Source organism: Pantoea eucrina, from assembly GCF_002095385.1.
GTDB lineage: Bacteria > Pseudomonadota > Gammaproteobacteria > Enterobacterales > Enterobacteriaceae > Pantoea > Pantoea eucrina.
This window is the reverse complement of record NZ_MIPP01000033.1, coordinates 32288-45117: the sequence shown is the minus strand read 5'-3', so window position 1 is coordinate 45117 and position 12830 is coordinate 32288. Positions and strand designations below refer to the sequence as shown.

Annotated in this window: 10 protein-coding genes; all 10 read left to right on the top strand. The window is 58.4% G+C overall.

The window, feature by feature from the left end:
* Positions 1 to 87: 87 nt before the first annotated feature.
* The 10 genes from cheA to HA43_RS13875 all read left to right on the top strand — a co-directional run bounded on the left by cheA (position 88) and on the right by HA43_RS13875 (position 12791).
* Positions 88 to 2064 (top strand): chemotaxis protein CheA, encoded by a 1977-nt coding sequence (gene cheA / locus HA43_RS13920; protein WP_190289144.1) that lies wholly within the window; start codon positions 88 to 90, stop codon positions 2062 to 2064.
* A gap of 22 nt (positions 2065 to 2086) precedes the next feature.
* A complete protein-coding gene (gene cheW, locus HA43_RS13915) occupies positions 2087 to 2584 on the top strand; it encodes a chemotaxis protein CheW (protein ID WP_039384003.1) in 498 nt (165 codons plus the stop codon).
* Between the two features lie 69 nt (positions 2585 to 2653).
* Positions 2654 to 4330, top strand: a complete 1677-nt coding sequence (locus tag HA43_RS13910) for a methyl-accepting chemotaxis protein (RefSeq protein WP_039384005.1) — start codon at positions 2654 to 2656, stop codon at positions 4328 to 4330.
* A gap of 165 nt (positions 4331 to 4495) precedes the next feature.
* Positions 4496 to 6172, top strand: coding sequence for a methyl-accepting chemotaxis protein (locus tag HA43_RS13905; RefSeq protein WP_071668764.1), 1677 nt, complete (start codon positions 4496 to 4498; stop codon positions 6170 to 6172).
* A gap of 241 nt (positions 6173 to 6413) precedes the next feature.
* Positions 6414 to 8093, top strand: coding sequence for a methyl-accepting chemotaxis protein (locus HA43_RS13900; protein ID WP_094111911.1), 1680 nt, complete (start codon positions 6414 to 6416; stop codon positions 8091 to 8093).
* A 103-nt stretch (positions 8094 to 8196) separates the two neighbouring features.
* Positions 8197 to 9072: a protein-glutamate O-methyltransferase CheR gene (gene cheR / locus HA43_RS13895; protein WP_039384010.1), complete on the top strand. Its 876-nt coding sequence runs from the start codon at positions 8197 to 8199 to the stop codon at positions 9070 to 9072.
* Positions 9069 to 10118, top strand: a complete 1050-nt coding sequence (locus tag HA43_RS13890; RefSeq protein ID WP_039384011.1) for a protein-glutamate methylesterase/protein-glutamine glutaminase — start codon at positions 9069 to 9071, stop codon at positions 10116 to 10118. Before cheR ends, HA43_RS13890 begins: the two co-directional genes overlap by 4 nt.
* 39 nt (positions 10119 to 10157) lie before the next feature.
* Complete coding sequence (cheY, locus tag HA43_RS13885; RefSeq protein ID WP_039384013.1) at positions 10158 to 10547, top strand: chemotaxis response regulator CheY; 390 nt, start codon at positions 10158 to 10160, stop codon at positions 10545 to 10547.
* Positions 10548 to 10556: 9 nt separating this feature from the next.
* Positions 10557 to 11198, top strand: a complete 642-nt coding sequence (gene cheZ, locus HA43_RS13880; protein ID WP_039384014.1) for a protein phosphatase CheZ — start codon at positions 10557 to 10559, stop codon at positions 11196 to 11198.
* A gap of 171 nt (positions 11199 to 11369) precedes the next feature.
* Positions 11370 to 12791 carry a YchO/YchP family invasin gene (locus tag HA43_RS13875; RefSeq protein ID WP_071668915.1) on the top strand — a complete coding sequence of 474 codons (1422 nt, stop codon included), beginning with the start codon at positions 11370 to 11372 and terminating at the stop codon, positions 12789 to 12791.
* The last annotated feature ends 39 nt before the right edge of the window (positions 12792 to 12830 follow it).

Sequence of the window (12830 nt, the reverse complement as noted above, 5' to 3'; positions counted from 1 at the left end):
CTCCGGCAGCGCCCGCCGTCACCGCAGCGCCCGCTGCGGGTGCGGTAACACCAGACCAACCCTCACAGCCGAGGTGATCCCGTGAGCATGGACATCAGCGATTTTTACCAGACGTTTTTTGACGAGGCCGATGAGCTGTTAGCGGACATGGAGCAACACCTGTTGGGACTGGATCCCCAGGAGCCCGATGCCGAACAGTTAAATGCCATTTTTCGTGCCGCTCACTCTATCAAGGGCGGGGCGGGCACGTTTGGCTTTACGGTTTTACAGGAGACAACCCATATCCTGGAGAACATTCTGGATGGTGCGCGCCGCGGCGAAATGCAGCTCAGCACCGACATCATCAACCTGTTTTTGGAAACCAAAGATATTATGCAGGAACAGCTCGATGCGTATAAAACTGCGCAGGAGCCTAATGCGGAGAGCTTTAACTACATCTGCGAGGCGCTGCGTCAACTGGCACTGGAAGCGAAAGGTATTCTGCCTGAAGCGCCTGCTGCTGCGGTAGTCGATATCCCTGCAGCGGCGAAGGCTGCCAGCCGCGGCCTGCGCCTGCAGCTGGTCGATCTTAAAGAGAAAGAGCCAGAGCTGATGCTGGAGGAGCTGAGCAACCTCGGCAGCGTCACCGACGTCGTTAAAGGCACGCATTCGCTGGAAGCCACGATTGAAGGTGTGGATAAAGATGACATCGTTGCGGTGCTCTGCTTTGTCATCGATGAAGCGCAGATCCGCTTCCCGCAGGCAGAGGCCGCCGCCCCGCTTGCAGAAGCAGCAGCTGAAACGGCAACCGCGCCGCCGCAGAGCGCGACGGTAACGGATATCACACCGGCAGTAAAACGCGAAAGCAAGCGCGCCGCGGCGCCGGCCAAAGCGAGCGAATCCAGCAGTATTCGCGTGGCGGTGGAGAAAGTGGATCAGCTGATTAACCTGGTCGGCGAGCTGGTCATTACCCAGTCGATGCTGGCGCAGCGTTCCGGTGCGCTGGATCCGGTCGCCCATGGCGATCTTCTCAACAGCATGGGCCAGCTGGAGCGCAACGCGCGCGACCTGCAGGAGTCGGTGATGTCGATTCGTATGATGCCGATGGAGTATGTGTTCAGCCGCTTCCCGCGTCTGGTACGCGACCTCGCGAGCAAGCTCGGTAAAGAAGTTGAGCTGACGCTGCTGGGCAGCTCAACCGAGCTGGATAAGAGCCTGATTGAGCGCATTATCGATCCGTTAACTCACCTGGTGCGCAACAGTCTGGATCACGGTATCGAAACACCGGAAAAACGCCTGGCAACCAATAAAACCGCCACGGGTAATCTGACGCTCTCTGCTGAGCACCAGGGCGGCAATATCTGTATTGAGGTGATCGACGACGGAGCTGGCCTGAATCGCGAGCGCATTCTGGCTAAAGCGCTCTCTTCAGGGCTGCCGGTCAGCGACAGCATGAGTGATGAAGAGGTCGGCATGCTGATCTTCGCTCCCGGCTTCTCTACCGCTGAGCAGGTTACCGATGTCTCCGGACGCGGCGTGGGTATGGACGTGGTGAAACGTAATATCCAGGAGATGGGTGGCCATGTCGAGATTGCGTCAAAACAGGGCAAAGGCACAACCATTCGTATTCTGCTGCCGCTGACGCTGGCAATCCTGGATGGCATGTCGGTACGCGTAGCGGATGAAGTCTTTATCCTGCCGCTGAACGCCGTCATGGAGTCGCTGCAGCCAACGGCAGAAGAGCTGAAGCCGCTGGCTGGCGGAGAGCGCGTGCTGGAAGTGCGCGGCGAATATCTGCCGCTGGTTGAGCTGTGGAACGTCTTTGATGTGCAGAATGCCAAAACCGATGCGACGCAGGGGATCGTGGTTATTCTGCAGAGTGCGGGCCGCCGCTATGCGCTGCTGGTCGATCAGTTAATCGGTCAGCATCAGGTGGTGGTGAAAAACCTGGAGAGTAACTACCGCAAAGTGCCGGGTATCTCTGCTGCCACCATTCTGGGGGATGGCAGCGTAGCGCTGATTGTGGACGTCTCCGCACTGCAGTCGCTGAACCGTGAAAAGCGTGTGGCCGGTGCCGCAGCATAACTGATAAATAAAGGGCAAAAAAATGACTGACATGGCAACCGTGACCAAAATCGCTGGCGAAACCGTCGGCCAGGAGTTTCTGGTATTCACCCTGGGTGATGAAGAGTACGGCATCGATATTCTTAAAGTACAGGAGATCCGCGGCTACGATCAGGTCACGCGCATCGCCAATACGCCGGAATTTATCAAAGGGGTGACCAATCTGCGCGGCGTCATCGTGCCAATTATCGACCTGCGCGTGAAGTTTTCGCAGCCGGACGTCGAGTACAACGATAACACCGTGGTGATTGTGCTCAATCTGGAGCATCGCGTGGTCGGCATTGTGGTGGATGGCGTTTCCGATGTGCTGTCGCTGACGCATGAGCAGATCCGGCCGGCACCGGAGTTCGCCGTGACGATGTCTACCGAGTATCTGACCGGACTCGGCGCGCTGGGCGAGCGCATGCTGATTCTGGTCGACATTGAAAAGCTGCTCAGCAGCGAAGAGATGGCGCTGATGGATACGCTGCGCAGCGTATAAACCTTACCGCCGGGCCGCCTCAGAGCGGCCCTTTTTCTTTACCACTATCCTGTTTCGATGGACCCCATTATGTTTACCCGAATTCGTGTTGTCACCAGCCTGCTGGTGGTACTGGTGCTTTTTGCTGCCCTGCAGCTGACGTCCGGATCGCTGTTTATCCGCGCACTGCATCATGACAAAACCAGTTTTTCGGCCTCACAGCTCTCTGCGCAGAATCTTGCGGCGATCACCGATGCTTATATGAGCCTTAACCAGAGCCGGGTGGTGTTGACGCGTATGCTGCTGCGCATCACTACCGGTAAACTGGAGGGGAAAGAGGCTGATGTCAGCGAACTTTACTTACAGAGTCGGGATTTCCAGCAGCGAGCTGCGGACAACTTTACTCTGTTCCGTAATCTGCCTGATACGCCGGGGCTGGATAAACAGCTTAATCAGCAGCTGGAGCAGAGCTACAGCGCTTACAGTCAGGCGCTGGCTGCAATGCAGGCCGCGCTGCAAAATAAAGATATGGTACAGGCCTATAAAGCGCCGGTAGCGCCCAGCCAGAGCGCCTTTTACGCTGATTACACGCGCTGGCGGGCCGACCAGAACCGTCTTACGCAGGCTGGCGCAGAAGAAAACAGCGCGGCTTATGCCCGTATGCTCTGGCTGATTGGTGCCGTTATGACCGTCGTGATTGCCGTTGGTGTTCTGTGCTGGTTCGGGCTGCGCCGGATACTCATCCAGCCGCTTAATCAGAGCATCCAGCATATCCGGCATATTGCGCAGGGCGATCTTACCCAGCCGATTACCATCACCGGGCGCAATGAGATGAGTCAGCTGGCCACCAGCCTGCATGAGATGCAGCAGGCGCTGACGCGCACGGTCAGCGACGTGCGCGACGGCGCAGATGCGATCTTTACCGGGGCGAGTGAGATCTCCGCCGGTAATAACGATCTTTCGGCGCGCACCGAGCAGCAGGCTGCATCACTGGAGCAGACGGCGGCCAGCATGGAGCAGCTGACGGCAACGGTGAAGCAGAATGCTGAAAATGCCCGTCAGGCGTCGCAGCTGGCGCTGACCGCTTCAGGCACGGCGCAGAAAGGCGGCACGGTTGTCGAGGGCGTAGTCTCGACAATGAAAGATATTGCCGGCAGTTCAAAGAAAATCGCTGACATTATCAGCGTCATTGACGGCATTGCATTTCAGACCAATATTCTGGCGCTTAACGCTGCGGTGGAAGCCGCCCGCGCTGGCGAGCAGGGCCGCGGCTTTGCCGTTGTGGCCGGTGAGGTACGCAGTCTGGCGCAGCGCAGCGCTCAGGCGGCCAAAGAGATCAAAGGGCTGATTGAAGACTCAGTCCGGCGCGTTAATAGTGGTTCCGTGCTGGTAGAGAGCGCCGGTGAGACCATGGGTGAGATAGTCAGTGCGGTGACGCGCGTCACCGATATCATGGGCGAAATTGCTTCAGCGTCTGACGAGCAGAGCCGGGGTATCGATCAGGTGGGTCACGCGGTCACTGAAATGGATCGGGTCACTCAGCAAAACGCGGCGCTGGTTGAAGAGTCGGCCTCAGCTGCTGCTTCACTGGAGGCGCAGGCCAGCCGCCTCAGCCAGTCGGTGGCGCTGTTCCGCATTACGCGAGGCGCTGCGCAGGTGACTGGCGTGCGTCATCCGCAGATTGCCCCGCCTGCAGTTGCAGTTGCTGCCGCACCGCGTCGTGCGGCCACGACCACAGGCGCAGAGAGCCACTGGGAAACCTTCTGAGTGTCGTTATGCCCTCTGTCATGCGTGACGGAGGGCAGTTTTTTTAGTTATTAATCAGGCTCAAAAGCTTCAATAGGACCAGACTGGCGCAAAGAAGCGTAAACCGCCTCAATTAATTGCGGCTGGCGTCGATAACAGGGTGTCAAAATTCTTCCTGGAGACACCATGTTAAAACGTATCAACGTCGTTACCAGTCTGATCGCCGTGCTGCTGATTTTTGGCGCGCTGCAGCTGCTCTCGGGCGGCCTGTTCTGGTCAGCGCTGAACAAAGATAAAGAGGCGTTTGCCGTCGCACAGACCTCTACCAATAATGTTGCCGCTATGTCGGATGCGTGGATTGAGCTTAATCAGACCCGCACCGTGCTCAACCGCGCCATGCTGCGTATGCAGGGCAGTATGGCAGCGCAAACCAACGGCGGACAGCTCAATGCGCTGATTGCCCAGACGGAAAAGCAGCTGAGCGTGGCCGCAGAGCACTACCAGCGTTACTACAACCTTCCTTCCACACCGGGCCTGCCGGAAGCCTTAACCGAACGGCTGGAGTCTGACTACAACGCGTTTAACGACGGCCTGAAAGCGATGCTCGATCGCCTGAAAGCCAACGATCTGCAGGGTATGTTTGCGCAGAATATTGAGGCGCGCCAGGTCAAAATGAAAGCGACCTATGAAGAGTGGCGTACTGCCCAGGCGGAACTCGCGGCGAAAGGCGTCGTCCAGAACCAGCGCGCCTTTACCACCATGATGTGGCTGCTGGCCGCGGTGATGGTCGTGGTGATCGCGGTGATCGCGGGCTGCTGGTTTGGCCTGCGGGTGGTGCTGATCCGTCCGCTGCACGCGCTGCTGGGGCATATCCGACATATCGCATCCGGCGACCTGACCCAGCCGATTCAGGTGGAAGGACGCAATGAGATGAGCCAGCTGGCGGCCAGCCTGCATGAGATGCAGCAGTCGCTGGTGCGTACCGTCAGCGATGTGCGCGACGGCTCCGATGCGATTTTCACCGGTGCCAGCGAAATCTCTGCCGGCAACAATGACCTTTCCGCCCGCACCGAAGAGCAGGCGGCCTCGCTGGAACAGACGGCTGCCAGCATGGAACAGCTGACCGCTACGGTAAAACAGAACGCTGAAAATGCCCGTCAGGCGTCGCAGCTGGCGCTGAGCGCTTCTGATACTGCCCGTAAAGGCGGTGACGTGGTGGAAGGTGTTGTGCGCACCATGAGTGATATTGCCGGCAGTTCAAAGAAGATTGCCGACATTATCAGCGTTATCGACGGCATTGCGTTCCAGACGAATATTCTGGCGCTCAACGCTGCCGTTGAAGCGGCACGCGCCGGTGAGCAGGGCCGCGGCTTTGCTGTCGTGGCGGGTGAGGTGCGCAGTCTGGCACAGCGCAGCGCTCAGGCGGCGAAAGAGATCAAAGGGCTGATTGAAGAGTCGGTCACGCGGGTTAACGCCGGTTCGCAGCTGGTCGGTACCGCCGGTGACACCATGAGCGATATTGTCGGTGCCGTCACGCGCGTCACCGATATCATGGGCGAGATCGCCTCGGCGTCAGATGAACAGAGTCGCGGTATTGATCAGGTGGGTCACGCGGTCACTGAGATGGATCGCGTGACGCAGCAGAACGCCGCTCTGGTCGAGGAGTCCGCCGCCGCCGCCGCGTCACTGGAAGCGCAGGCGAGCAGGCTGAGTCAGTCGGTTGCCGTGTTTCATATTCCGCGTACTGCAGCGCCGGCCGCTCAGCGTCTGACAGAGAGCAGAAAACCGCAGCCGCTGCGCAGCCCGGCGCGCAAAGCCGCTACCGCCGCCCCGGCCAGCGATACGAACTGGGAAACGTTTTAAGGGATTTTACCAGGTCGCATAAATGCCGACCCTGCATGCTTATACACTGCGCATTCACGGCTAATCAGACACCGGCATGAATGCCAGCCCGTTAATCCCGCAGGGAGCGCATTAATGCGCTCCTGGCCCGGTCTGCCTTACTGCCACCTCTGCACCCAACGCATAAACTGCGTGCCGCGTGCATAAAGATCCCCTCATCCACGCCGATAACTACAGCGATCCGCCAACCAATGAGGTGTTTATGTTTAGTCGTATTCGTGTTGTTTCCGGCCTGCTCTGCGTGCTGGCGCTGTTTGCGCTGCTGCAGCTCTTTTCCGGTGGGATGTTCTTCTCAACGGTAAAAGCTGATAAAGATAATTTTGCCTATAACCAGCGCCTCAGTACCCTGCAGCGCGCCATGGGCACCTCCTGGGTATCGCTGGTGCAGGCGCGTAATACGCTAAACCGCGCCGGTATTCGCTATTTACAGGATAGCCAGATGGCAGGATCGGGGGCCACGGTGAAAGAGCTGGTTGCGCTCGCCAATGAGGAGCTGCAAACCGCCGATGCGGGCTTTGCCGATTTTAATGCCAGCCTTTCGGAGCAGGGCAAAAGCGCTGCGAACGTGCTGGCGCTGCAGGCCAACTATAAAGCCTACCGCGATGCGCTGGCTGAGCTGGTGGTTTTCCTCGGCTCAGGCAACTTCAAAGGGTTTGTCGATCAGCCTACGCAGAGTCTGCAGGACAAATTTGAAAAGGATTACAACGCCTGGCTCACTACTAACCTTGGCCTGGCGCAGCAGGGCGTTGACGCCAATGAGAGCGCATATCGTCACGCCATTATGCTGGTGCTGGGCACCCTGCTGGTGACGCTGCTGGTGATTATGCTGGTCTGGAGCGGAATGCGCTCAGCGCTGATCCGGCCGCTGAAGCAGAGCATTGAACATATCCGCCACATTGCGCGGGGCGATCTGACCCAGAGTATTGACGTCAGCGTACGTAACGAAGTGGGCGATCTGCTCAGTTCGCTGGCAGAGATGCAGCAGGAGCTGGCGCGCACGGTGCGTACCGTACGCGATGGATCTGACGCTATCTATACCGGCGCGAGTGAAATCGCGATGGGCAATAACGACCTCTCTTCCCGTACCGAACAGCAGGCGGCTTCGCTGGAGCAGACGGCTGCCAGCATGGAGCAGCTTACCGCCACGGTGAGACTGAATGCAGAAAATGCACGTCAGGCCTCGCAGCTGGCGCTTAACGCCTCAGAGACCGCGCAGCAGGGCGGCAAAGTGGTCGATGGCGTGGTGAGCACCATGAAAGATATCGCCGGCAGCTCGAAGAAAATTGCGGACATCACCAGCGTTATTGACGGTATCGCATTCCAGACCAATATCCTGGCGCTGAACGCTGCCGTAGAAGCGGCACGCGCCGGTGAACAGGGACGCGGGTTTGCGGTGGTTGCAGGTGAAGTGCGCAGTCTGGCACAGCGCAGCGCTCAGGCGGCGAAAGAGATCAAAGCGCTGATTGAAGACTCTGTCAGCCGCGTTAACACCGGCTCGGTGCTGGTCGAAAGCGCAGGTGAAACCATGAGTGAGATCGTCAGCGCCGTAACGCGAGTGACCGATATCATGGGTGAAATCGCCTCCGCCTCCGATGAGCAGAGCAAAGGTATCGACCAGGTGGGCGTGGCCGTGACGGAAATGGACCGGGTAACACAGCAAAACGCCGCGCTGGTTGAAGAGTCTGCGACGGCCGCTGCCGCTCTGGAAGAGCAGGCCAGCCGCCTGAAACAATCCGTTGCCGTGTTCAATATTGGTAAAGAATTTGTCGCGCAGGCCGTTAACGTATCTACAGCGTTAAAAAAGGTATCGCCGGTTGCGCAAAAAGCGCTGGCACCCGCTACTGGCGCACGCGGCGCTGATGATAACTGGGAAACCTTTTAATGCAGCCGGGCCGCTTTGGGCGGCCCGCTTACCCGGTAAGTACCGGCAGCAGCGTAGCAATCAGAGAACTATCACTTAACAGTTTGTTGCCGGATGGCCCGAGATGAAGAAATCGACGTTCCTCGATCAAAATGAGCCGACCACGCTGCTTGCGCAGATGGTACAGCGTCTGCCGCTTTCCGATACGCACTTTCGTCGTATCAGCCAGCTGATCTATCAGCGCGCGGGTATTGTCCTGGCCGATCATAAGCGTGAGATGGTCTACAACCGCCTGGTTCGCCGGCTGCGGACGCTGAATATCGACGATTTCGGCCGCTATCTGGCGCTGCTTGAACAGGATCCAAACAGCGCGGAGTGGCAGGCGTTTATCAATGCGCTGACCACTAACCTGACCTCGTTTTTTCGCGAAGCGCATCATTTCCCGATCCTGGCAGAACACGCCCGGAAACGCAGCGGCAGCTACAGCGTCTGGAGTACGGCCGCGTCAACCGGCGAAGAGCCCTATTCCATTGCGATGACGCTGGCTGAAACGCTGGGCACCGGACCTGGCAAATTTCAGGTTCACGCCAGCGACATCGACACGCAGGTGCTGGAGAAAGCGGTAGCGGGCGTCTATCGCCAGGAGGAGCTGCGCACGCTGTCGCAATCGCAGCTGCAGCGTTTCTTTCTGCGCGGCACCGGCCCGCATGAAGGCATGGTGCGCGTCCGCCCTGAGCTGGCAGGTATGGTGCACTACTCGCAGCTTAATCTGCTGGCTAATGAGTGGGCGCTGCCTGGCCCGTTTGACGCTATTTTTTGCCGCAACGTAATGATCTACTTCGATAAAGAGACTCAGGAAAAAATCCTGCGCCGTTTTGTTCCGCTGCTGAAGCCGGGCGGAGTGCTGTTTGCCGGGCATTCAGAAAACTTCAGCCAGATCAGCAAAGAGTTCTGGCTGCGCGGGCAGACCGTGTATGGGCTGACTAAGGAAAGACGATGAGCAAAATCACCGTGATGTGCGTGGATGACTCGGCGCTGATGCGCCAGCTGATGACGGAGATCATCAACAGCCATCCCGATATGGAGATGGTTGCGACGGCACCGGACCCGCTGGTAGCGCGGGATTTAATCAAACAGTACAACCCGCAGGTGCTGACGCTGGATGTTGAGATGCCGCGTATGGATGGCCTCGACTTTCTGGAAAAACTGATGCGTCTGCGGCCGATGCCGGTGGTGATGGTCTCCTCTCTCACCGGTAAGGGTTCGGAAGTCACGCTGCGCGCGCTGGAGCTGGGCGCGGTGGATTTTGTCACGAAACCGCAGCTGGGGATCCGCGAGGGCATGCTGGCTTACAGCCAGATGATCGCCGACAAAATTCGCGGCGCGGCGCGGGCGAAGCTGCATACGCGCACCGTGTCGCCGGCGCCGGTCACGCTGAAAGCGGGTCCGCTGCTCAGCAGTGAAAAGCTGATTGCGATCGGCTCGTCCACCGGCGGTACGGAAGCGATCCGCCATGTACTGCAGCCGCTGCCGGCGACCAGTCCGGCGCTGCTGATCACGCAGCATATGCCGCCGGGATTTACCCGCTCGTTTGCCGAGCGGCTGAACAAGCTCTGCCAGATCACCGTGAAAGAGGCGGAGGATGGCGAACGTATTCTGCCGGGTCACGCCTATATCGCGCCAGGCGCAATGCATATGGAGCTGGGGCGTAGCGGAGCGAACTACGTTGTAAAACTTAATGATGGCCCGCCGGTTAACCGGCACAAACCCTCTGTGGATGTGCTGTTTCGCTCGGTGGCCGTCAATGCAGGACGAAATGCAGTGGGCGTCATTCTGACCGGGATGGGAAATGACGGCGCGGCCGGGATGCTGGAAATGCATCGCGCAGGCGCCTGGACCATCGCGCAGGATGAAGCCAGCTGTGTGGTATTTGGCATGCCGCGCGAAGCAATAGCGATGGGCGGCACCAGTGAAGTGGTCGATCTGGGCCACATCAGCCAGCATATGCTGGCAAAAATTAGCGCCGGACAGGCATTGCGAATTTAACGAGCCCGTCCTGCCGGACGAGACAACACAGGAGTAGATATGGCTGATAAAAATATGCGCTTTTTGGTAGTGGACGACTTTAACACCATGCGTCGCATCGTCCGCAACCTGCTGAAAGAGCTGGGTTTCAATAACGTTGAAGAAGCCGAGGATGGCGTTGATGCGCTGAATAAACTGCGCGCAGGCGGCTTCGACTTCGTGGTCTCTGACTGGAACATGCCAAACATGGATGGCCTGCAGCTGCTGCAGACCATTCGCGCCGACGCCACGCTGAGCAAGCTGCCGGTGCTGATGGTGACGGCAGAAGCGAAGAAAGAGAACATTATTGCTGCCGCTCAGGCTGGCGCCAGCGGCTACGTAGTGAAACCTTTCACCGCCGCCACGCTGGAAGAGAAGCTGGGTAAAATATTCGAAAAACTGGGCATGTAAGGAGATGTGATGAGCGACCTTCCGAAATCAACTGAAGAAGCCTCGGCACACGACATTATTGTCCGAATTGGCTCGCTGACGCGTATGCTGCGCGACAGCCTGCGTGAACTCGGGCTGGATCAGGCGATTGCCGAAGCCGCAGAAGCGATCCCGGATGCCCGCGATCGTCTGGATTATGTAGTACAGATGACGGCGCAGGCAGCAGAACGCGCGCTGAACAGCGTGGAAGCGTCACAGCCGCATCAGGATAAGATGGAAGCGGGCGCCACGCAGTTAAAAGGGCGCTGGGATGCGTGGTTTGAAAACCCGATTGAGCTTGCTGATGCGCGCGAGTTGGTTTCGGATACGCGTGAGTTTCTCGCTGAGGTGCCGCAGCACACGTCATTCACCAACAAGCAGCTGCTGGATATTATGATGGCGCAGGATTTTCAGGACCTCACGGGTCAGGTGATCAAGCGCATGATGGATGTCATCCAGGAAATTGAACGGCAGCTGCTGATGGTGCTGCTGGAGAACATGCCAGAGGCAAACGCGGCGGCGCGCAAAGAGGCCACCAGCCTGCTGAACGGCCCGCAGATCCACGCTAATGCCCCTGGCGTGGTTTCCAGTCAGGATCAGGTTGATGATCTGCTGGACAGCTTAGGTTTTTAACCGCAGCGCAGAGACAGGCACCCGGTCTGTCTCTGCACTGCTCTGCCATACGCCCGCACCGCTTTCCGTAAATCCTCCTAAATTGCCTGCAGAATCAGCAGAGTGTGATAAGGTTAGATCTGCCGTTTTGTGATCGCCGTCTACTTTATTACCGAAACGATAGCTGATTTTATGTTGCCACTGCTTATCCGCACACTTCTGCCATTCTGCCTGACTGGCGTAGCGCTGCCTGCGCTGGCGCTGACGACCGCTACCCGCGTGGCTGACGCGCCCTTTACCGATCCCGCTCACTTCCGGCAAATGGCTGATGACCTGCCGGCGCTGGGCTATAACGCTGATAGCGACGTCTTAAGTAAAAAACTGGCGACCATCGCAAAGAGCATCGGCGAAGCGAGCCAGAACGGTGACAGTGAGACGTCGCTCGGGCAGCAGGCCGGGATCTGGGCGTTTAATCACTTTCGCGATGAGGTGGCCACCCGGGTGGCGGATGAAGGCCAGCTGCTGCTGTCGCCTTACGGTCAGGCGCAAATCGATCTTAATGTCGACATGGAAGGTAACTTCAGCGGCAGCGGGGCGTCGCTGCTGACGCCGTGGGCCGATCGCTATAACTATCTGACCTTCAGCGAGCTGGGCGTGCATCAGACGGATAACGGGCTGATTGGTAATGCTGGCCTGGGTCAGCGCTGGGTGGCGGGCAACTGGCTGCTTGGTTATAACGGATTTGTCGATCGTATGTTCGACAGCGGGCTGCAGCGGGCATCAGTGGGTACGGAGGCCTGGTCTGACTTTTTGCGCTTTTCAGCCAACTACTACACGCCGCTCTCAGGCTGGCGCAACCGCAATCCGTTTCAGCAGCAGCGGCTGGCGCGCGGTTATGACGTTACCACGCGCGGCTATCTGCCGTTTTATCGTCAGCTGGGCGTCTCCGTTAGCTGGCAGCAGTATCTGGGCAACAATGTCGATCTGTTCAACTCCGGCAACACGTATCACAACCCCTCTGCGCTGACGCTGGGCCTCTCCTATACGCCAGTGCCGCTGGTCACCGTTTCCGCCAGCCACAAAACCAGCAGCGAAGGGGAGAGTCAGGATCAGCTCGGGCTGCACCTTAACTACCGGTTCGGCGTGGCGCTCAGCCAGCAGCTCAGCCCGGATAACGTTGCAGCCACCCGTTCGCTGCGCGGCAGCCGCTACGATACGGTGACGCGCAGCTCGACGCCGGTTCTGGCTTTTCGCCAGCGAAAAACCTTCTCTGTTTTTCTCGCCACGCCGCCGTGGCAGTTGAATCCTGGTGAGAGTCTGTCGCTGAAAGTGCAGATCCGCAGCGCGAATCCGGTACGTAAAGTAAGCTGGCAGGGCGACACGCAGGCGCTGAGCCTGACGCCGGGGACCCGGCCTGACGATCCGCAGGGCTGGAGTATTATTATGCCCGCCTGGGACACGTCGCCAGGCGCAACGAATCACTATCGTCTGTCGGTAACGGTTGAAGACAGCAAACAGCAGCGGGTGACGTCAAACTGGATCGATCTTCAGCTGCAGCCGCCGGTGGCACTGGCGCCACAAAACCAGGACAGCTTCGATATCATGGCGCCCTGATCGCCCCCGTGCGCGAAGGCGCTTTTTCGCACCATGATA